Here is a 20,529-nt window from a genome sequence, read left to right as displayed (position 1 = left end):
TTGCTTTCAAGATTTGACGAAAACTTCTCTCTTGATGCTGTTATCTGCGACAAATTGTTGAAATAGTTTAGATACTCGCTCCGTCAGGAGGTCCCATGAAGATCCTCACCATTCTTTTGGCACTGGCTATTTTTGCTGAACCTGGTTTTGCCAGACGTCCGCAGCCCTCGCCGACGCCTCGATGGGGAGTCAACGGCGATTGTGTGCAGTTAGGTTGTTTCTATGGTCACTGTGATTTTGATTCAGACATTCAAGCAATCACGAAAGCCTGCGAGTTCGTTCGAGACGGCACCTGCGTGCGCACTCTCTGCAACCAAAAAGATGATTGCTCTATGCTGAGTCGCTTTGTGAAATACGCCAACTGGTGCGCCGGCCGGAACTATTAACGGTGTTCGGACACTAGAACATTTCTAATAGCCAGAAACGCTGGTCCCAAATAGGAAGTTTCGACGTTTCTTGGATTTTACTAAACGATTGCTAAGTCTAGTTTTAATGAGTTTCGAGCAAATCCGGGGTCAAAGTCAGTTTCATAAGGATGTACTTCTTGTCAGGGTACTTTGAGCTAAAAGTGGCAATTCGCTCTTGCAAAAATTCAGGTGCCTGATGAGCATCAATCTTTTTAAAACCAACATTGCCATAGAAATCTTCAAGATGAGTGTATGGAATACAGTAAACTTCGGTGAGGTTTAACTCTTCAACACGTTGACGGAAACGGTTTAGAATTTCCAAACCCAAACCACGGCGTTGGTAGCTTTCAGCAACCTGCATGGTTCTTAATGTATACACACCATCTTCATTGCAAAGACGAACAGAACCGATGAATTTTTGATCTGCATAGGCCACCACGAGCTCTTCTTCGGCGGCAATCTCTGCTGTACGCGAGTGAATTTGATAAAATTCGTTGATTTCATTCAAAATATGCTGAGCTGAGATAACAGAGATTTCCATCTTAAATCCTTTTTTCGTTTTGGCTTTCTTCGAGAGCTTTTGGCAACCACAAAGCCAATTGAGTAATTTCGTTTTCGTGCTCAGCAAGGAACGCTGTCGGAATCTGAGCCCGATCCTTTGAATCTAGTTCTTTTTTCTGCGCAATCAACAAGTCCAAACGAGTCGCAATTTTCTTTAGTATAAAGTCCAGGATCTCGTTCGAAATCAGCATGAAAGTGATCCAGCTAATTGGAAAATATTCTCCTTTTTGAACTTCGTCGACTTTCTTCTGAGCAGCAAAGTGGCCCCAAGCTAAAACGGCGAACGCCTGAACAACAACGATCACAAAATACAGACTAAAAAACTGCAAACTCTTCTCAGTCAGCTGACTGCCTTCGAAAGTAAAGTTCCAGGCAAAAGCGTCTCGCAATAAGCCCGCAACAAAAAACGCCACAACCAATCCCACTGAACTTACCACGGCGTAGGATTTTGTAATCTCGCGGACATCTTGATTCAATTTACGCGAGCGCCACCACAGCAACCAAACATGACCTAGCATCTCGCCGATGATCAGCGCCACCGCGCCGTTCAACGATAAAGATCCCGCAACGACCAACACCAGCGCCAAGATCACAGCCCAAGACTCGATACCAATCAAAAGCGTCATCGTAAAAGCCACCGCCAACCACAGAAGCTGAGCCGGGAAACGCCCGTCAGCCAAAAGGAAGTGTAGATCACTTTCTCCAAGGCTCGTCATCAAAACCGACTGATTCTGAAGCACCCAGCGCATAGCGATCAACACCAAGGCAAAATCACCAAATGGACGGTACCAAGTCAAAGTGCGCTTGCGCCACATTCCATAAATAGCACCGGCTAGCCATGGAAGAAGCAGTAATAGAGGTTCAAACTGCCACGAAAGTAATATCACCAGCATTGTGGCCCAGGTTCCTGCACTGCTAAGACACAAAAGTAAAAGAGCATGACTGCGTGAAAAAGCTCGCGAGTTGAGTAAGGCCACGGCGCTATACTGAGTTCGCACAAAACTGCCAACAGAGACTCCGCAGAGTTTCGTGGTGAGCATTGTTTTCACCTTCGGCGCAGACTCTGTAAGAGCCAAAAATCTTTTTTGCAATCCAGACAGAGCCATACTTGTTGAAATAGCAAACCGGCGGAGCCAATACACTGCTAAAATCAAAGGTCCCAACCACGTCAAAATCATAACTACCTCATATAGACATCATAGCGGACGACCTTGCCTTCAAAGGCATGGCGAACGCCAGGTAAAAGCTCTTCAGCACCCAAAGGACGTTTCACAACTATGCGGCTCACAGGCCACTTCATCGCTTCTTCTAACACTCGAGCGGCATCTTCATCGTGACCGACAAGTTCACGAAAGACCACCATCTCTTGTTTCGGCAAAGCCGTTTTCTTTTTGTGCGGATACATCGGATCAAAGAAGATCGCATCGACTTCACGCGAACTCTCCGCCGCATGCAGGTACTCAAAACTATCAGCAGAAACAAATTGCAGCTTTGGCTGAAGCTCCGGAGCGCGCCCTAAGGCTTCATTGAGCAAAACAAATAACAGCTTGGATCTTTCCACCGAAGTCACTTGAAACCCGAGCTGAGTCATAAAGACGGCATCAATTCCCATACCGGCAGACAAATCCAACACGCGACGAACACCTTTCGAATAGCCGAGAGCTTTAGCAAGTAGCTCGTTCTTACCACGAAGACCGCGGCGCTGGTAATTGAGGTGATCCTTGATGAAATCGATTTCCAGGACACGCTTTTGTGCATCCACCAGGCGAACGCCTTCGCTGGATAACTCCAGGCAGAAAGAAAACTCTTCGCGATGTTCGGGATTTACGGGAATTTGCAGAAACTCAGCGAGGCTTTGAGCCTTCGCCGCTAAAGACGCTTCAGAAAAAGAAAGACAGGCTAAACTCCCCATGCCTGCCACTGGGCCCAGTACCAAATATTTTCTAGCGCCCACAAGAAGATCGTCACGAGAACCAGGTTGTAGCCACGACGGCGAACGCGCAAAAGATCGGAGCCCGCCGGGCTATGCAAGTTGTTGATACCGATAAAAAATGGAAATGAGCTAAACGCCACAGTGGCCCCCACAAACCAGGTCCAGAAATCGCCGGCGTAGCGCATGTGATACCAAATGAACATCGCCAGGAACAAAATCCACCAAACTTTGAGTAAGACCTTCGACTTATCAAAGCCCAGCCAAGTCACCGTATTATGAAAACCGGCTTGCGAGTTCACCATGATGAATTCAAAATTTTTGATATGTTGAAGGAAAACAACAATCCAGCCCCACATCACGCCGAGGTATAGAGACTCTAAATCCCAAGAGCCGGCAATAGAAATGTGATAACCCGTCGTCAAGAGAGGTCCGAGCAGCAAGAACACAAAGATCTCACCACCCTTGTGATATTTGAAAGAACCTTTTTTGAGGAACTGCGCCCACACGCCTACAAGGAAGGTCAGCATAACGACGCCAATCACGACCGGAAAAGCAAAGATCACAATCGCCGCGAATAGCAACGACATCACAACAAAGAAATTCGCCCAGCTTTTTACTTGAGCCGCCGTCATCCAACCATTTTGAATCACGCGGCTCCCCGCTTTGGCGTTGATGCGGTCAATGCCCTTCATGTGATCGGTAAAATCATTGCGAAGGTTCACGGCAATGTAGGCAAACAAAATCCCAAGTGTGCTTAAGACCACCACAAAGGGATCGCGAATGGTTTTATCTGCCGTGTTCTTGACCAGAATGAGATACATCGGGAAGAGAACCAAAATAAAGGCACGCACCTTCAATAAATGCAGCAAGATCACCGGCAACATCGGACGCTGGATCTCGCTGACAGGCTTTACTTCGAAAGTGACTGTTTCAAGCGACGAGTTCGCATTCAGAGTCTGCAAAGGCAAAGCTCGCTGGTCCTTTGAGAACGTGCCCAAAAGATAAGACTCAAAGTTCGCAGAACCTTTAGAAAGCGTAACGATTTCGCTCACGATGGTTTCTTTCTCCAGTAGAGAAGATCCGTCAGAGGATTCAAATAGGTGAAAAGCTTTTCTTCGCCAGGACGCAAGTGAGGCTTCAAACGGTCCATGTGATGGAAATACAACTGAATCAGCTTTTCATTAGCCGCATCGAATGCTTTTAGCTTCTCATCAAAGTAAGCCTTGCCACCAATGCTGTTATAGAAAGAATCCATATCACGAGAACGCACCACTTGGTCGATCTGGTGACGAGTCAGGCCCGCGCAAACGAAAGCGCCAAAGGAATTCAAGTAGCCCGATTTTAAATCTCCTAAGATCGCTTTGCCTTCGTAGTTACGAATATCGTAATCGAGCAAATCATCGCTGCGCTGGAAAAGCTGACCGAGAATGGTACCCATTTCTTCAAGCGTGCGATGAAGATCATCGTCATAGCGCTCCAGCGCGATAAACGGCGCACGCAAGCACCATTTAAACAACGACGCCGTTTTCAGATTATGAATGCGATCGAGCTGATCGAGAGTCACGAAGAAGTCGCCGACGACGGAGTCCTGTAACCACTCCCCTTCGAGCAAATCGGAAATGACCTGCGAGGTGTAAGCGACGAGCTTGATATTGCCGAAGCTTGAAAGGTTCACCATCACGCGGGCGAGCAAATAATCACCCGCAAGCACCGCGTACTCCGGAGTGTACTTCATCCACGCCGTCGTTTTACCACGGCGAAGGTGGGAACGGTCCACTAAGTCATCATGCAAAAGAGAGGCGTTATGGATGAACTCAATCGTCTGCGCTAAAAGCAGCTCGGTTTTTGAAGCGAGTCTCAAAGAATCGCTCATCATCCAGATCATTTTTGCGCGGAAGCCTTTGCCGCCACTGAACAAGTCGTCATAAAGCGAATTCAATTTGGGAAGATAGGCTGGAAAGTCCTTTGAATCGTAGACTTTGAGATCTATGACATTGCGCTGCAAAATAAGCTCCTAGGGTCCGTTTCGGAAGGTCGTAAGATTTCAAATTTATGTGCTTGCTGTCAAGGAGTCCTTCATCTTACAAGTTAAAAATGAGCCTAAAATTCAAGACCCAAATCCGCATTAAGTTCCGTGAGGCCGATCCAGCCCAAATCATGTATTTCGCTAACGTTTTTAGCCTCGCCCATGACACTTTTGAGGAGTTTATTGTGGCTGCCGGTTACAAGTACCGCGAATGGTTCAGCCCAAACGAACATCTCATCCCGATTCGTCACGTGGAGGCGGACTACAAAGCCCCCTTTGTTCCAGGGCAAACCTATGATGTGACAGCCACGGTGGAGCACATGGGTAGCACCTCTTTCAAGATGAAATACCTGTTTGAGCAGAACGGTCGCTTGCATGCAACCGTCCATATGGTTCATGCTGTCTTGGATCCTAAAACCAAAGACAAAATGCCGTTGCCTGAGATCATGAAGCAACGCCTGAGTCCTTACCTTGAGGCGCCTGCAAATGTCTAAAGCTGAAACTAAAAATGAATGGTGGAGAGCCGGAGTCCAATTTCAATGCCAGGGCTCGGGCCAATGTTGCACATCGCACGGCGAGTTTGGCTTCGTCTTCATGACTCTTGAAGACCGCAAGCGCATGGCCAAAGTTTTAAAAATGCGCACTTCTGAATTCACAAAAAAATACTGTGAAAAAACCGGCGGCATCTATCATCTGATCGAGGAAAAAGGCAAACCAGATTGCATGTTCCTTGAAGGCAAACGCTGCGGCGTCTATGAAGGCCGACCTACCCAATGCCGTACTTGGCCGTTCTGGCCTGAAGTGATGGAAGCCAAAGCGTGGAAGAAAGACGTTGTCGAATTCTGCCCGGGCGTCGGCAAAGGAAAAATTTGGTCTGGCGATGAAATCGAAAAGATCCTGAACGAACAAATCAAAAGCGAAAAAGGGTTTGGTAAATGACAGATTCACAAAAGTGGCTCACCTTGGTCCTCATCGCAGTTACCGGCGGTTTGATTTATCTTCTTGCGCCGATCTTGATGCCATTTGTAGTAGGCTTTTTGCTGGCTTACCTCGGAAACCCTCTTGTTGAACGCTTGAGCCGCTGGAAACTTCCCCGCGTGCTTTCCGTCACTATCGTTTTTGCTGGAATCACACTCGTCTTGTTAATCTTGATCGGTATCTTGGTTCCGTTGATTCGCGATCAGATCATCTACCTCAATACAAAAATGCCGGATTTCGTGAAGTGGATTAACACCCAAGCGATTCCTTGGATTCGAAAAACATTCCAGGTCGATCTCATGCATTTCGATGTTGAGACTCTGACGACAATGCTGACCAACTCTTGGCAAGAGGCCGGCTCTGTCGCCGGTCAAGTGATCACTCGTGTCGCTCAAGGTGGTATGGCCATCGTGGGAACGTTGGCGAGTGTGGCGCTAATTCCGGTTGTAGCATTTTACCTAATGCTCGACTGGCAAAAATTGATGACCTCTTTCTATGAACTTTTACCTCGACAAATTGAAGGCAACGTCAGAACCATCGCCGGCGAAATCGACGAGGTTCTTGGCGCGTTTTTCCGGGGACAATTTATCGTGATGATCTGCTTGAGCCTCGTGTATGCGTTGGGCTTGAAGGTTGTCGGGCTTGATATCGCAGTCATTGTCGGCTTGATTGCGGGCCTTGGCAGCATCATTCCTTACTTCGGCTTTACGATTGGTATTGTGATCGCAACGATAGCCGCGATCTTTCAGTTCCAGGATTTTCTGCCGGTGGTATGGGTTTGGACAGTGTTTGGCATTGGACAGATCATCGAGGGCTGGGTTTTGATCCCTTACTTGGTAGGAAATAAAGTGGGTCTGCATCCCGTGGCTGTGATCTTTGCGATTCTTGCAGGTGGCCAGCTGTTCGGTTTCTTCGGAATGCTCCTCGCAATTCCAGCAGCCTCTGTGATCGTTGTCTTGATGAGACACGTTCGCCGTAAATATTTCGCGAGCCCCCTTTATAAGTAAATACTCGAATCGAACGGTTCTTAATATGAACTCGTGACAAAGCCCTCGAGATAGCCGCATGCTAGGTCCATGCGGATCTGTTTACTTGTGCTGACATCCTTGGTTCTGCTCGCTGGCGCTGCGTTTGCCAAAACAAAGACGCTCTATTACGGAGTCGCTAACGAGACCAATCTGCCATTTGTGGAAGTGGATTACAGCAACGGCCGCGCCGAAGTCACCGGTGGGATTCTCAAAAAACTCGCCGACGCCCTTACTAACGAACTCAATCTAAAGCCCGGTATTATTCTTCTCCCGCAAAAACGTGTAGGGCCCGATCTTGTCTCTGGCGAGCTCGGAATCGTTTGCTTCGTTCACCAATCCTGGTTCCCGCCCGAGCTGACCAATCAGCTTCTTTGGAGTGATGAACTGACTTCCAACACCAATCTTATTACCACGATCAAAGGAAAGCCAGTCAGCAAAATCGAAGACCTCTTCGGCAAACAGGTTGGCGCCATCGTTAATTACTACTACAAAAAAATGGATCCCTACTTTGAAAGCGGAAAGATTACCAAAGAAACCGGCCCCAGCACTGCGAGCAATATTCAAAAACTCCTTCATGGGCGCATGGAGTACATGATTATCTCTAACTTGGAATATGATTTTTATAAAAAGAAAAATCCCGAATTGCGTTCCTACGACTTAGGATTGGACACCGTCAAAGTAAAATGTGCGCTGTCTAAAAAAGCCGGGATCGAACTTGGCGAATTGAACAAAGCTATTGCCGCCCTGAAAAAGAACGGCACACTCGACAAGATTTTTAAGCCTTAATTATTTCTTCAAAGTACCAACGAGATATTTTAATAACTGCTCGCGATCTTCTTCGGGATGAACCGTGAAAGTCTGTTGGGGATGCTTGTGTGAATCCACCGGATTGTAGCTCACGGCCACTTCATTCTTAATGCAAATATCCAAACAGCCGGAATTGATGACGCGGATTTGTTTGCCATGACCGAGCTCTTTCATTTGGCTCTTGAGATATTTTTTCAAGTTCTCAGAGGCATTGCCCTCTTCTTTGAGCTTCAAACCATCAAGGCTTTTACCGCACTTTTCGCAGATCAATACGACGGCATCGGACCAGGCGTTTTCTTGTTTTTCAATGGCCATATAAATTCCTTTTCAATTGCACCCAAAGAACCTTTCCCAAATCAGAACGGGGAATAGTAGAAATATACTTTACTTCACGGATTCTTTCAAAGGGCAGCACTTCACGGTTGAAGTTTTCCTGTAACTGAGAAATGAAATCATTCTTATTTTGCATTGTCGTAATTAAATGAATCTCGCTGCCCAGACGTTCTGACGGTGCATCTGCAAGCAAGACCTGCTGGCTGACACTCGCATCCATCGTTGCAACGACGCGATCAAAGATCTCGCGCAGGCGGCCCATGGAACTGCCTTCTCCGCCGATTTTGATGAAATCATTTTTGCGTCCTGAAAAGCGAACGGTGTCGTTTTCAAGAATGACAAAATCTTCGGTCTCGAGCCAGCCGTCATCTTTTGGATCCCAGTCGCGGATCTGTCCATCTTTCTGAAGCTGGCCATAACAAGTCAATAACGAAGGCCCACGCACCTGCAAAAGCCCTTCAGGAGTTGCGCGCCATTCAGCGTGACTCAATCTTTGCGCCAGCGGCATCTTTTCAGATTTCAACGTCGCCAAAGACGCCGTCGCGATCTGCGAGCAAGTCTCCGTCATTCCATAACTTGGCAACAAGGGCCAGCCGAGCAAGCGCGCTGAGTGGTAAAGACTTTCATTCAAAGCTCCACCGCCGACAATCACAGCGCGCAGACTTGATGGCGACTTCAACTCGGCCTGAACCAAATCAAACACTTGAGTCGGCACCATCGAGGCAATGGTGATTTTATTTTCCGTCATGAGCTTATGAATCCGCAGCGGATTCCACTTTTCAAAATCCGAAACGACTTTGCTCCCAGAAAGCATCGCACGCACTTCAACACCCAAGCCGCCGACGTGAAAACGTGGCAGGACTTGCAACCAAGTATCTGACGGAGTGGCATTCAGATGCTGATTCACGGATTTTGCTGATGCAAGAAAAGCCTGCTTAGAAAGAGCGACGAGCTTGATGTAGCCCACAGATTCAGAGGTCGATCCCGATGTGGCAAGCCAAAGATGGCCTTGCAATCCACGGCGCTCACTCACCGTTTGCGCGACTTCAAAAAGTGCGTCTCTCTCAGCCTCTGTCCAGCGCGGATTCAGAAGAGCTGAGTTCTCAGTGCTCTGCCAATCGATCACATCTGGATTTAGCGAAGTTTTAGTTGAGCCCATGGTTCCCTTGACAGCAGCGTATCAAAGCCAATGCCTTTGCCGGCCGGCCGTTTCAAGAATGGCCCAGAGGTTACCACTTCAGCTGAGTAAGAGTCCATTTGGAAAAGCTTTAAGGTCATGCAGCCCGCATCGAGGATGCGTTGCGGATGGGCTTTTTTCAATTCACTTGCGATTGCAAGTGCGTGTACGACGCCCACCGGATGATCCATATAGCTTGTGACTGTAATTTTGAAATCATGGATCACACTTTGATGCAGAACCGAATTCACGTCAGTCTTTGCCGGTTTCAAAATCAGTACATCAAAGGGCTTTCCTTTGAGTTTTTTCAAATCCACTTTAGAAAGTTCGTTATCGATGGCAATCGGGGCAAAGCGCTTTGCTTCAGTCCAAGCTTGTACATCGAAAGGAAACGGATCTTCGACATACTGAACACGTTGCAGGGCGACCTTATCGATCGAAGACATAAAACGTTCGTAGGTCTGCCAATTTCCCATGGCATTGAAATCCAAACGCAGCTTAAAGGCTCCGTCCCGGCCGATCAGGCTGATAAACTCAGCCTCTCTACGCAGGTCGTGGCCGACTTTGATTTTAACCGTTTCAAAGCCATCGGCTTTCATCCGATCGGCAAAACCTTCGGCTTCGCTCGCAATATCGGTGACGATGTAGTTATTTTTTACGGTCGCGAGACCTTCGAAAGCATTCTTACCTTGCTTACGAAGCTGGGCATCTTTGCGTGCAAGCCAGATAGCTTGCTCCATCATCGGCGAAATCTGCCCCTGACGAACTCCTGCGAGTTGATCTTCCCAGGAAGCATCTCCGAGCTCAGGCCAAGGATGAAGATCCGAAAACCCGATAAGCCCGTCCGGCCACTCAATCTTTAGTAAAACGCCTTTGCGGTCTCCCATGTGGGCGACGTTGTTGAGATGTTGAACCGGTTTGAGTGTGTAAGGGCTATAATTAATAATCATTCTAAGAAAAGTCCTAAGCTAAGGAGCAATCCAAATGATAAATGCAAAAGCGCGGACTGTCCTAAGAACTTATTGTAAACTGAGCCAGGCTCAGTTTGAAATACGTTTTTTGTAACGACCAGGGCTAAAGGCAAGGTCAAAAGTGGAATCAAAGCCGCCGTCTTATAGTCCACCGTCCACCAATACGCATTCATCACAAACGGAGCAAAAGCGAGGGCTGCGATCTCGTAACGAGCAAAGCTTTTCCCCATGCGAACTGCCAGGGTTCGCTTATTCACGGTCCGGTCCTGGTCAGCATCACGAAGGTTATTGATCGCAATCAAAACCGTTGCATGAAAGCCAATTTGCAGCCCCAACCAGAACGATTGGAAGGTCCACTCGTGCGTGTGCAGATAGAAGGTTCCCATCACAGCAATCAGGCCAAAGAAAATAATTACGAACAAATCACCAAGACCAAAATATGCCAACGGCATCGGCCCCATGGTGTAACCATAGCCCATCAACACCGACAGAATCCCAATAACAATAATTGCAGTGCCGCCTTTCATCACAAGCGGAACTCCGCAAAGAACCGCGAGCAAGAAACAAAGCCCCGCTCCGAACATCACTTGGCGATACGAGAAAAGCCCCGACTGAGTCACGCGCTGAGGGCCAATACGTTTTTCCGTATCCGCGCCCTTTTTGAAATCCACGGCGTCATTGACTAAGTTCGTGCCGATTTGAATCAGAAAACTCGCGAGCAGAGCGTAAAGCACGACTTCGCCATCGATGGGAAGATGCATCGCTTTCACCAGTGCCGTCCCTACGACAACAGGAACTAAACAAGCGGTGAGAGTTTTTGGACGGAATGCCATGAGCCAATTTTTGATACTTTGCATTAGAGCCTCGATTATGGTTTATAGTAGTATCAGAGTTTAAATCGCCTGTGGAGACTTTTATGTTATCGATCGTGTTAGCCTTTTTTGCCGGAGCCCTTCTCACCGCCGCTGCTGCGTGGGTTCTCTATCGAATCAAGCAACAGAGCTTCGATTTGCAAAACGATTTTACCGCAAAAAGCCTTCAACAATTGCAGCAGCAACAAAGTGAGTTGCAAAGCAAGATGTCTCAACAGTTCGAAAACATGGCTCATAAGATCTTTGAAGAAAAGAGCTCCAAGTTCACCACTCAAAACATGCAAAATCTGACAACGGTTTTAGAACCCCTCAAAGAGCGTATCAAAGATTTCGAAAAGAAGGTCGAAGACACTTACGGCCACGAGCGCTCTGAACGCGGCGCCCTCCGCGGTGAATTAACAAAGCTCATGGAATTGAACCGTTTGATGTCGAGCGAGACCTCCAATTTGACGAAAGCTCTGAAGGGCGAAGTCAAAACCCAAGGTAATTGGGGCGAATTGATCCTCGAAAACATTCTTGAGCGCTCAGGCCTTCGCAAAGGCGAAGAGTACATCATCCAAGGCACAGGCATGGACCTGCGCGACGACGACGGCAACGTGCTAAGACCCGACGTGATCGTGAATCTTCCAGACGGCAAGCACTTGATCGTCGACTCGAAGATGACTCTGACGGCCTACGAAGCTTATTCCGCAGCAACGACTCCTGAGGAGCAAGAGCGCATGGGTAAGTTGCACGTAGAATCTTTGAAAAAGCACATCGCAGGTTTAAGTGATAAGAAGTACTACGCCCTCGACAAACTCGTGACTCCGGATTTCGTGATTCTGTTCATGCCACTAGAACCAGCCTTCGCCTTGGCGTTTAAACTGCAGCCAGACTTGTTCCAATCTTCTTGGGATAAGCAAGTCGCGGTGGTAAGCCCTACGACCCTTCTCACGACTCTCAGAACTGTGGCAGCGTTGTGGAAACAAGATCGCCAACAGAAGAATGCGCTTGATATCGCGAAACGCGGCGGCGCTCTCTATGACAAATTCGTAGGCCTCGTAAAAGACATCGAAGCTCTCGGCGACAAGTTGACGGCGGCCCAAAAAGCTCACGACGACGTGATGGGAAAACTCGCGACTGGCAAGGGTAATCTTATTCGCCAAGTGGATGAGTTGAAAGCAATGGGCGCGAAGACTGAAAAGTCATTGCCGCAGATTGAGGGATAACTCAAAAATTTATTTGTTAAGTTTAGGGAAAATATTCACTTCATAAGTGGTATGAACTCTGGGGGCAGGTCAAGATTCGTGATCTAAAAGTATCACGATGTCGAATCGATTGACGACTCATTACTGGGCGAAAAAGAAAAAAGGATTTTTAGCGTCCTCTAGAGAGTGAATGCCTTCACCGTCATCAGCAAAGGCATTATCCATTCCTAGCTAGTTTCCACCCGCAGAACATTGTCCTGCACGGCATTTCAAACCTGTGCCGCAGTCAAAGTCATATTGGCAGGTATCGGTATTTTGCCCTGCTGAGCATTGGCCCGAACGACATTTCATTCCTGTACCGCAATCAAAATCGTACTGACAAGTATCCGCACGGCCACCTGCAGAGCATTTGCCAGAGCGACATTTCATCCCAGAACCACAATCGAAATCATAATTACAAGTATCTGCATTGCTGCCATTTGAACACTGTCCATTACGGCATTTCATCCCACCGTCGCAATCAAAGTCATACTGACATGTATCGGAATTGCCACCCGCAGAGCATTTACCGCTACGACACTTCATACCGGTACCACAGTCAAAATCATATTGGCAGGTGTTTCCGTTATCACCCGAAGAACATTTACCAGAGCGGCATTTCATTCCTGAACCGCAATCAAAATCATACTGACAAGTATCTGAATTGCCACCCGCAGAGCACGTGCCCGAGCGACATTTCATACCGGTGCCACAGTCAAAGTCATACTGACATGTACTGTGATTTTCTCCGGCAGAGCATTTTCCAGCTCGGCACTTCTTACCTGTGCCACAATCAAAATCATAAGTACAAGAGTCACCACTATCACCGCCAGAGCAGTGGCCAGAACGACACTTCAAACCGGTGCCGCAGTCAAAGTCGTAAGAGCAAGTATCACCTTTAGGTTGGCAAGATTTTCGAACACAGACTTCGCCGAAAGAACAATCGTTGTTTGATTTACAGCCGTTATCAGCAGCCTGCGCAATGATTTGCGAGAGCGGATGAGATGTTGAAATGGATTGATTAGGTGATTGAGCAAAAGTGAAGCTACAACAAAGCTGCAGCATCAAGACAAGCGTTTTTAAAAGTTTCATGAAATACCCCCCAGTGGTGTTCATCGCACCACTGAGCAATACCCATGCCACCGAGATCGGAGCTATTTTGGCCCTCAGTTTTTACAACCGGCCCCAGATAAAAATCCGCTTGAACGGATAGAAAAACGGTTTCTCGTCGGGAAGGATCGCAAACAGACGTTGCTTGTACTCGTTCATGAAGGCTGCGAAGTCGGCTTCCGACAACTGCTTTTGGAAATGCGTGAGCATCGTGCCCTTCACCCACTCAATCACGCCTTCGCGAGATTCAAGCACGTGGCCATACACGTTCACGAAAACTTTCTGGCGCTGGAATCCCAACTTGTACATCATGTGCGCATACTCTTCCGGCGTCAGCATCGTCGCGGTTTTATCGTAAGGATTCGCTAGCAGATCGCGCCACTTTTGCTCCAGGCTCATCGTCGCCGCCAGAGTGTGCGTCGGGTAATCGTGATTCATCGGCATCTGCACACAGAGCTGCCCGCCCGCATGCAGAGCTTTCGTCAATCGCGCGAACAACGCGTGCTGCTCACCACACCACTGCAGAGCCGCGTTTGAAAAGATGATGTCGTAGTCTTCGCTCGGCGACCACGTTTGAATATCCCCCTTCACGAAGTTCAGATTATTCTCGGCAAAGACCTGCGCCTTCGCGAGCATCTGCTCAGAAGAATCAAGCCCCGTGGTTTGATCGGCGCGAATGAAGTGATGAAGCTCCGCCGTGAGCTCTCCGGTGCCGCAGCCAAGATCGATGACCTTGATGCGTGAGCGTGGAGTTTCGAGAAGGTTCATAAGATCGAAGAAAGGCTGAGACCTTTCCTCTTTAAACTTTTCGTATTGTTTTGGATTCCAGGCATCTTGTGACATGCCCTATCTTAGGACATGCGCTCGCGGTATTCAGCAGGAACTTTTATGAAATTCATCAATGTCTCGGTGAGCTCTTCGACAAGCTGATCTATGTCAATTTGATCAATATTCTCATCAACAGAAGACAAAGCCGTCGCACGAAGCATGTACTGCACGATGAACAGGGTCGTCTCGTAGTCCTTCCCCGTTTTGTTCACGCCGTAATGCTCTTTCATAAAATCCAGAATCAGTTCTGCCATCGTTCGGTGAAACTTCAAAGCCTCGTTGTTTTTATCAACAATCGACACAGCCCCAATCATCACTTTGCGGAAAGACAGATCCTCAGAGTTCACTTTGTAGTAATGAGAAAATAGCTGCGTGATAACCTCACGTGCTCCCAATTTTGGCGAGATCTCACTGAGGCGCACTTTCAAACGGCCATACTCATACTCAAAGGTCTGATCGATCAAAGCCGCTATCACGGCCTCTTTGGAGGGAAAATACTGATAAAGAGAGCCAATGCTCACACCCGACTCTTCAGCCACCTTATTGGTACTGAACTTTTGCACACCGAATTTGCGAATGATTTTTGACGCGCCTTGCAAGATCACTTGATAGGTCTGCCGAGAGCGCTCTTGTTTAGGCTCTTTACGTGGCTCAACCGTCGATGTGGACTTTTTTTTGTTCATGGACCCCAGGTGCCTTTACGTGTTTAATCGAACAAAATTCTCAAGTTGTCTACGATTAAATCACCTGAATTCGAACAGGTCACTGCTAAATTTGTTAAATGTCCTGTTTATAGGACCAAGAGCTATAGAGACTGATCTGGGGATTTGCCGCCCAGCTTGATTGCCACGTCCATCCCCGCAGATTGATTCTTAATGGAGATAGATGGGTTTTGAACCACACGTTGCTGAAGCTTGGCGAAGATCGGCTCGCGGATCGCCAAATTATTATCTTGAAGCACACACTGACGAGCGACTTTTTCAGCCACATTCACCACGATAGGAGCTTTCAAGTTGGCAGTCATTTGAGTTGGATCATCTGGAATCGTCACGATTGAGAAGTAACGAGCCTTTTCCTGAGTCTGAAGTTTCAAAGCCTCAAGGTCACTCTTCGTAAGAGTGACTTTGTAAGTTTCAGTGAAAAGTTCCGGTTCCAAGACTGGGAATGCAATGTGAGCTGATTCACAGCTTTGAAGCCAAGCAAAGATTTCGTCGCTTGGATCATCGAGGAGAACGAACTGGCGAAGATCTGCAAATCCCAAAAGGCCCTCTGGAAAAGTCAAAACATCGTTGTTTTGCAATTCAACTCGGCCAAATCTGGAAGTATTGATGATCACGCAGCCCCCCTGCAATTGAGACAAGTAGACCCTTTCATACAGACACAAAGACCTCAGAAAAGGGTTAACTTAGCTATAAATCTGGACCTAAATCGGGGATTACTCAATTGAAAAATTTGCCCCATGACAGAGCGCTTCTAAAAGCGCCCTACCGGACATGCGCGAGCCGAGCGGCTCAGAGGGATATTAAGGTTTTAACAGTTTTGCGACTGAACGAGTTTTGTCAGAGGAAACAGTAGCCGATTGCTGATTCTGCTCTTGAATCGCCAAATAAACTTCTTCGCGATGGATTTTGGTATCTTTAGGCGCTTCGATCCCGAGACGGACCTGTTTGCCCTTGATTTGTACAACGCGAATCTTGATGTGATCATCAATCGCGATGCTTTCACCCAACTTCCTTGTGAGAACCAACATAGGATTACTCCTTTATTCCTAGCAGGGACTTCTTGCCCTAGCCGCACAGATAACTATGCACAAAAGAGTTATCGGTATGGTTTAAGCGGAACTGTAGGTATAATTTCTATTTTAGAAAGTCAAGAAGGCTTGGTTGAATAACCTTGCCAGAAGTCTCGAGAGTTGCGCGCAGGGCGCTATCAGTCTTGTTAATGTTAGACACAACATCGAATAATTCCACGTCTTCCAGCTGGGAAGCCGTCGTTTTGTTATCTACAATCGCTTTTTGCAGGGACTCCGCCGTACTATTCACGGCCATCACACGAGCCCCGACCTCAGAACGGGCGAGGACCACCTGAGAAATAGCCTGGTCCAAGGTATCCAAGCTTTCCTGAATCCCCGATTTGTCATTGGTACGTAACGAGATCTCCAACCCCTTCAGGGTCTCAAACACATTCACTCCCGCCCCGTTGGTCACCGGATCCTTAGCTGGAGCCCCGATGCGCTGAGCGCGGTAGGCACTGGCCGGAGCACGAGTTTGAACATAGTTCTCCTCGAACTCTTGGTTTTTCTCTTTACGCTCGATCTCTTGATGCTTGAATTCTTGGACGTCTTCGGCCGTTTTCGGAGTTTCATAACGGGAGCGAACAATGCCATCACCGCTGAGGCCTTTACCCAAAAAGACCTTGTCGCCAGGCATATTCATCGCCACGAAAGAGTCTTTGTGGATCCCGATCTTCATGTCTCCGTCGTTACCGAAGTACTCGCCGGACTGATTAAAAGGCGCCGTCTGAGTCTTTGAGCCACCGAAGATATATCTTTCACCGAGTTTGCGGTTTCCGATTTGGATCGACTGATTGTAGATCTGCTCGACCTCTGAAGCCGTCACTTCGCGGGACTGTTCATTACCGCTGGCATCATTGGCCTGACTGATCGCGAGTTCTTTCGCGCGCATCAAGATCTCGCTGAGTTCACTCAGGGACTGATCCGAGAACTCCAAGAAGGATTTTACGTTATTGATGTTTTTAATGTACTGCTGATTGCCACGCTCTTCCGTTCGCGCCGCGAGGACACGGGCTGAAGACAAGGGATCATCCGAAGGCTTGTTGATACGTTTCTGAGTGGCCGCTTGATTCTGCAATTCATTCATCTCTGAACGATTCTTCGTCAGATTCTGATTCACTTGATTGTATGACATCTTGTCAGCTATTCTCACGGCCCACTACCCCAGCTATTACAATCGTTTCAAGTTCAAGACGGTATCAAACATTTCGTCTGCGGTTTTAATCACGCGCGCAGACGCTTCGTAAGCTTTTTGGAACTCGATCATTTTGGTGGTCTCTTCATCCAGACTCACCCCGCTGATACTTTCACGGATATTCTGCAACTGGCTTAGAACGTTCTTCTGAGATTCCTGCGAACGCATTGCACGCTGAGTGACCGTACCGATCTGGCCAACTTGAGTATTGTAGTAGTCATCAAAAGTCGCAGAGCCATTGTCCATCATCTGACGGTTTTGCAAATTCGAAATGATGTTCGCAACGGTATTATCGCCCGGTGCATTCGCTTCAGCACCGGCAGCAATACGACCCACGTCATTGAAGATCGTGCGATTCATTGAAAGAGTTTCTGCGGCACCCTTTACGTTTTCAGGCTGTTCAAAGAACAACACGCCCGCCTTGCCGTAACGGTCGAAACCCTCAACGTGGGCTTTATTCACTTCCGTCGCCATTTGGTAAGCCATATTGTCGATGCTACCTAAGAATTGCTCAATCACTTCATCACGAACTTCCAAAGCACCACCCATACGGCCGCCGCGGATTTGATTGGTGATATTCACCGGCGTGCCATTGGCTGTGGATTGGAAAAAGATTTCAACGCGGTCACGGTCATCGGTGCGAGCCGCTTTTAATTCGTTGGCAGTCGTTCCTGAAACCAGGATCGCTGTTTTGCCGGCCGTGACACTGACGTGACCATCAGTGCCTTCCGCCCAAGAGATATCAATTTTGTCGCCCATTTTCTTGAGCAACAAATCACGACGATCGCGTTCATCATTGGCAGGCATCCCTTGGACTTCCACCACTTGGATTTTTTCATTAAGTTGCGCAATCTCTTTGGCCATCTGATTCACTTCTTGAGTGACTGTCAGCAACTGACCATCGATATCGTCTTGCACGTCTTTCAATTGAGTCACCACACGACCGAACTCTTTGGTCATGGATTCACCGGCCTCGCGAACCATCGTTCTGGATGCCAGGGACTCTGGGTTGTTACTCAATTCACGGAACGAGTTGAAGAAACCCGTCATGTATTGATTGAGGCCCTTATTAGTTTGTTCGTTGTAAACTTGCTCGACGCGGCTCAAAGCATCGGCGCGGGAGTCCGCATAGCCCATATTGGTGCTTTCGCGCTGGATTTGCTTTTCAAGCCAAGGATTGTTGACGCGAGTGACGACGCCGGCACGGGCGCCCATCCCGATGCGAAGATTTCCTTCGCCCGAAGGTTCATTTGTCATGAGTTCCACGCGCTGGCGAGAAAAGCCTTCGGTGGATTTATTCGCGATGTTATGGCCGACGGTTTGGAGAGCTGTCTGACTGTTCATCAGAGAGCGCTTACCCACGTCCATCATTGCAGAAATTTTAGACATCCTGTCCTTCTTTGTTTGGGCTTAACATCCTGTTAGGCCCGTACGCCGACTAACCTTCTTTAGAAACGAAGTGACCTGCTTGCTCTGGGCCGCGTTGGACTTGGCCTTTAGCTCCGTAGGTCTTCTTACCGCTCAAAGTGTCTTTGATGTTACCCAAAGCACCGTTCAAGTTTTTCAGAGCGGATTGAGCAACGCCTTCGTTCTCTTTATTGAGCTCTGAAAGACGTTTTATCAATAGATCCAATGCAGAGTGAATCACGCGCAGACGATCGCCCTCAGCTCCGCCGAGGTTTTTTGCGATATCCAACAAACGTGGGTTCTCATGATCCGCATGAACGAGGCTTGCAAGTTCCGCAGCATAGCGCATACGCAAACCGTCGATGGATTTGATTTTATATAAAAGATTTTCTTTGATCTCGTTGTTCTCTTGCAGCTTTTCCATATCTGCATCGATGAGCAACTGCTTTTCTTTTCTGACAAGATCCAAAAGCTGACGATAAAGCTTGGTCATCTCTTCAAGATTGGCAACCAGTCTTTGAAAGCTTCTGTCTTTGGTTGGTTCTGTGATTGTTGATTCCATAAGCCCCTGTCTTCCTTGATTGAGCTAAATTCTGGATCGAGCCGAATTAGCTTTTCAGATCTTCCATTGATAAGTGTTCGTCAACCAAACGGTCTGCTACCGCTTTGGCGTCGACTTTGTATTTTCCGTCATCAATCAATTGACGGAACTTCGCAACTTTTGCTTCATCGATATCCGGTGCAGCCATCGCAAGTTCTTTAATGCGTTTTGCTTCTTGAGCTTTTGGAGAAACATCTACTTTTGCAGAAGAATCATTTTTGCCAAGCTCAGAGAGTGCATCGGCTTTTGCATTTGCAGGAGTTGCTGTTGCAGAAGTCGCACTGTTTTTCGCGCGCTCTGTTTTTGCACCATCAACCAAGTTCAGATTCTGGCCAACTTTATTGTGCGTAATTTTCATAAGAGTCTCCTACTCATTCTTTGATAGTACCACAATGAGACACTATCTACTAACTCATTCTGAGACAGCCGCCTGGTCTTGAGGTCCAGTCTGGGTATGCCAAAAGAAAGTTTTTGCTTCAGGGCTTAAAAGTCCAACAGTCTCGCCAGCTTGGATTTTCTGGCCGGGTTTTAAGGAATTCACACTTCCTTTAAAAACCAGCTGACTCTTTAGACCATTGTCATGTTCGACCTCTAAGAGGTTCTCGCCGGTTAATAAAGTCTTCTTATCCAGAAGAACTCCCTGCCATGGGTTCGAGACTTCCATAGGCTTCTTATTTTCAGCCATCGCTTGCGGGCTTTTATCGAAACGGAAAGAAAGATTTTCCGATTTCTTGTTTTGATGAAATGGCTTTGCTGTAAATTCATCTTTTTGCGTCAGTGGCAATGGACCTTGAGGTTTTTGCACAGGGTTCTTGATCCCCATCTGCACGCCGTATCTTTCAACCATCTGTTTGTAGATCAAATCCGCAAGACCAATCCCGCCTTGCTGACCCCACTTGTCGACGTACTCTTGATCGAGTTGCTCACGGAAAATCTTTTCCGCCTGGTTACTCTGAATAAAGCCACCTTCGTGAATCGTCGAGCGCATCGCCTTGGTCATTTCACCAAGAAAATGCTTCTCGTACATTTCAGAAACTTCGCGGAGTTTTTCTTCCGGAGTTTTCGTTTGTGGTGGCGCTGATAAATTATTGCTAGGGATTTTCATAGTGCGTGCCCTGCTTCACGTGAAGAGAAAAAAAAGGGGAGTTAGAGTTCGAGAATCTCGTGCATCCTGCACTTGACTCTGAGTAGCCCTTCTTGCGAAGGACCTAAGCTTCGGCTCGTGTTCGTCATTCCTTGACGTTCGCTGACCTATTGCTACCGTTTCCTGCGAGAAA

General features: G+C 47.7%; 25 protein-coding genes. 6 read left to right on the top strand and 19 right to left on the bottom strand.

Annotated features, from left to right (window positions below; translation table 11 throughout):
• The first annotated feature begins 95 nt into the window (after positions 1 to 95).
• Complete coding sequence (locus tag JSU04_06740; protein ID MBS1969986.1) at positions 96 to 386, top strand: hypothetical protein; 291 nt, start codon at positions 96 to 98, stop codon at positions 384 to 386.
• A gap of 103 nt (positions 387 to 489) precedes the next feature.
• On the opposite strand, the gene JSU04_06735 is transcribed toward JSU04_06740, so the two are convergent.
• From JSU04_06735 to JSU04_06715, 5 genes are read right to left on the bottom strand one after another with little or no spacing between them, the layout of a single operon-like run.
• The gene (locus JSU04_06735; GenBank protein MBS1969985.1) at positions 490 to 948 is read right to left on the bottom strand and encodes a GNAT family N-acetyltransferase; all 459 of its coding nucleotides are present in this window, start codon (positions 946 to 948) and stop codon (positions 490 to 492) included.
• Position 949: 1 nt separating this feature from the next.
• Entirely contained in the window at positions 950 to 2,146 is a 1,197-nt protein-coding gene (locus JSU04_06730; protein ID MBS1969984.1) for a hypothetical protein, read from the bottom strand.
• Between the two features lie 2 nt (positions 2,147 to 2,148).
• Complete coding sequence (locus JSU04_06725; protein ID MBS1969983.1) at positions 2,149 to 2,880, bottom strand: class I SAM-dependent methyltransferase; 732 nt, start codon at positions 2,878 to 2,880, stop codon at positions 2,149 to 2,151.
• Positions 2,868 to 3,953: a prenyltransferase gene (locus JSU04_06720; protein MBS1969982.1), complete on the bottom strand. Its 1,086-nt coding sequence runs from the start codon at positions 3,951 to 3,953 to the stop codon at positions 2,868 to 2,870. The genes JSU04_06725 and JSU04_06720 overlap by 13 nt, the downstream gene beginning before the upstream one ends.
• Positions 3,950 to 4,906, bottom strand: a complete 957-nt coding sequence (locus JSU04_06715; protein MBS1969981.1) for a polyprenyl synthetase family protein — start codon at positions 4,904 to 4,906, stop codon at positions 3,950 to 3,952. The genes JSU04_06720 and JSU04_06715 overlap by 4 nt, the downstream gene beginning before the upstream one ends.
• A gap of 89 nt (positions 4,907 to 4,995) precedes the next feature.
• On the opposite strand from JSU04_06715, the gene JSU04_06710 reads away from it, so the two are divergent.
• From JSU04_06710 to JSU04_06695, 4 genes are all read left to right on the top strand, one after another.
• Complete coding sequence (locus tag JSU04_06710) at positions 4,996 to 5,421, top strand: acyl-CoA thioesterase (protein ID MBS1969980.1); 426 nt, start codon at positions 4,996 to 4,998, stop codon at positions 5,419 to 5,421.
• On the top strand, positions 5,414 to 5,866 hold the full coding sequence (locus JSU04_06705) for a YkgJ family cysteine cluster protein (protein MBS1969979.1): 453 nt from the start codon (positions 5,414 to 5,416) through the stop codon (positions 5,864 to 5,866). The genes JSU04_06710 and JSU04_06705 overlap by 8 nt, the downstream gene beginning before the upstream one ends.
• Complete coding sequence (locus JSU04_06700) at positions 5,863 to 6,912, top strand: AI-2E family transporter (GenBank protein ID MBS1969978.1); 1,050 nt, start codon at positions 5,863 to 5,865, stop codon at positions 6,910 to 6,912. Before JSU04_06705 ends, JSU04_06700 begins: the two co-directional genes overlap by 4 nt.
• 69 nt (positions 6,913 to 6,981) lie before the next feature.
• A complete protein-coding gene (locus JSU04_06695) occupies positions 6,982 to 7,719 on the top strand; it encodes a transporter substrate-binding domain-containing protein (GenBank protein MBS1969977.1) in 738 nt (245 codons plus the stop codon).
• Here JSU04_06695 and JSU04_06690 read toward each other — a convergent pair whose 3' ends face one another.
• The 4 genes from JSU04_06690 to JSU04_06675 are packed head-to-tail and all read right to left on the bottom strand — an operon-like array spanning position 7,720 to position 11,078.
• Positions 7,720 to 8,055, bottom strand: coding sequence for a (2Fe-2S) ferredoxin domain-containing protein (locus JSU04_06690; protein MBS1969976.1), 336 nt, complete (start codon positions 8,053 to 8,055; stop codon positions 7,720 to 7,722).
• Positions 8,045 to 9,232: an AMP-binding protein gene (locus JSU04_06685; protein ID MBS1969975.1), complete on the bottom strand. Its 1,188-nt coding sequence runs from the start codon at positions 9,230 to 9,232 to the stop codon at positions 8,045 to 8,047. Before JSU04_06685 ends, JSU04_06690 begins: the two co-directional genes overlap by 11 nt.
• The gene (locus JSU04_06680) at positions 9,208 to 10,200 is read right to left on the bottom strand and encodes a hypothetical protein (GenBank protein ID MBS1969974.1); all 993 of its coding nucleotides are present in this window, start codon (positions 10,198 to 10,200) and stop codon (positions 9,208 to 9,210) included. Before JSU04_06680 ends, JSU04_06685 begins: the two co-directional genes overlap by 25 nt.
• Positions 10,197 to 11,078: a 1,4-dihydroxy-2-naphthoate polyprenyltransferase gene (locus JSU04_06675; GenBank protein MBS1969973.1), complete on the bottom strand. Its 882-nt coding sequence runs from the start codon at positions 11,076 to 11,078 to the stop codon at positions 10,197 to 10,199. The genes JSU04_06680 and JSU04_06675 overlap by 4 nt, the downstream gene beginning before the upstream one ends.
• Before the next feature lie 59 nt (positions 11,079 to 11,137).
• Between JSU04_06675 and JSU04_06670 the strand changes: the two genes are divergently transcribed.
• Positions 11,138 to 12,301 carry a DNA recombination protein RmuC gene (locus tag JSU04_06670; GenBank protein MBS1969972.1) on the top strand — a complete coding sequence of 388 codons (1,164 nt, stop codon included), beginning with the start codon at positions 11,138 to 11,140 and terminating at the stop codon, positions 12,299 to 12,301.
• Positions 12,302 to 12,511: 210 nt separating this feature from the next.
• On the opposite strand, the gene JSU04_06665 is transcribed toward JSU04_06670, so the two are convergent.
• The 10 genes from JSU04_06665 to JSU04_06620 all read right to left on the bottom strand — a co-directional run bounded on the left by JSU04_06665 (position 12,512) and on the right by JSU04_06620 (position 20,357).
• Entirely contained in the window at positions 12,512 to 13,411 is a 900-nt protein-coding gene (locus JSU04_06665) for a hypothetical protein (GenBank protein MBS1969971.1), read from the bottom strand.
• 81 nt (positions 13,412 to 13,492) lie between these two features.
• Positions 13,493 to 14,272, bottom strand: a complete 780-nt coding sequence (locus JSU04_06660; GenBank protein ID MBS1969970.1) for a methyltransferase domain-containing protein — start codon at positions 14,270 to 14,272, stop codon at positions 13,493 to 13,495.
• A gap of 8 nt (positions 14,273 to 14,280) precedes the next feature.
• Positions 14,281 to 14,940: a TetR/AcrR family transcriptional regulator gene (locus JSU04_06655; protein MBS1969969.1), complete on the bottom strand. Its 660-nt coding sequence runs from the start codon at positions 14,938 to 14,940 to the stop codon at positions 14,281 to 14,283.
• 122 nt (positions 14,941 to 15,062) lie between these two features.
• On the bottom strand, positions 15,063 to 15,593 hold the full coding sequence (locus tag JSU04_06650) for a flagellar assembly protein FliW (GenBank protein ID MBS1969968.1): 531 nt from the start codon (positions 15,591 to 15,593) through the stop codon (positions 15,063 to 15,065).
• Between the two features lie 186 nt (positions 15,594 to 15,779).
• On the bottom strand, positions 15,780 to 16,007 hold the full coding sequence (gene csrA, locus JSU04_06645; protein ID MBS1969967.1) for a carbon storage regulator CsrA: 228 nt from the start codon (positions 16,005 to 16,007) through the stop codon (positions 15,780 to 15,782).
• A gap of 106 nt (positions 16,008 to 16,113) precedes the next feature.
• A complete protein-coding gene (gene flgL, locus JSU04_06640; protein ID MBS1969966.1) occupies positions 16,114 to 17,184 on the bottom strand; it encodes a flagellar hook-associated protein FlgL in 1,071 nt (356 codons plus the stop codon).
• A gap of 36 nt (positions 17,185 to 17,220) precedes the next feature.
• Positions 17,221 to 18,633: a flagellar hook-associated protein FlgK gene (gene flgK, locus JSU04_06635; GenBank protein MBS1969965.1), complete on the bottom strand. Its 1,413-nt coding sequence runs from the start codon at positions 18,631 to 18,633 to the stop codon at positions 17,221 to 17,223.
• 49 nt (positions 18,634 to 18,682) lie between these two features.
• Positions 18,683 to 19,213 carry a flagellar protein FlgN gene (locus JSU04_06630; protein ID MBS1969964.1) on the bottom strand — a complete coding sequence of 177 codons (531 nt, stop codon included), beginning with the start codon at positions 19,211 to 19,213 and terminating at the stop codon, positions 18,683 to 18,685.
• A gap of 46 nt (positions 19,214 to 19,259) precedes the next feature.
• On the bottom strand, positions 19,260 to 19,610 hold the full coding sequence (gene flgM / locus JSU04_06625; GenBank protein MBS1969963.1) for a flagellar biosynthesis anti-sigma factor FlgM: 351 nt from the start codon (positions 19,608 to 19,610) through the stop codon (positions 19,260 to 19,262).
• Positions 19,611 to 19,664: 54 nt separating this feature from the next.
• A complete protein-coding gene (locus tag JSU04_06620) occupies positions 19,665 to 20,357 on the bottom strand; it encodes a rod-binding protein (protein MBS1969962.1) in 693 nt (230 codons plus the stop codon).
• Between the last annotated feature and the right edge of the window lie 172 nt (positions 20,358 to 20,529).

Source organism: Bdellovibrionales bacterium, assembly GCA_018266295.1.
In the GTDB taxonomy this organism is placed as follows: Bacteria; Bdellovibrionota; Bdellovibrionia; order Bdellovibrionales; family Bdellovibrionaceae; genus JACMRP01.
This window is presented reverse-complemented; position numbering and strand designations above follow the sequence as displayed.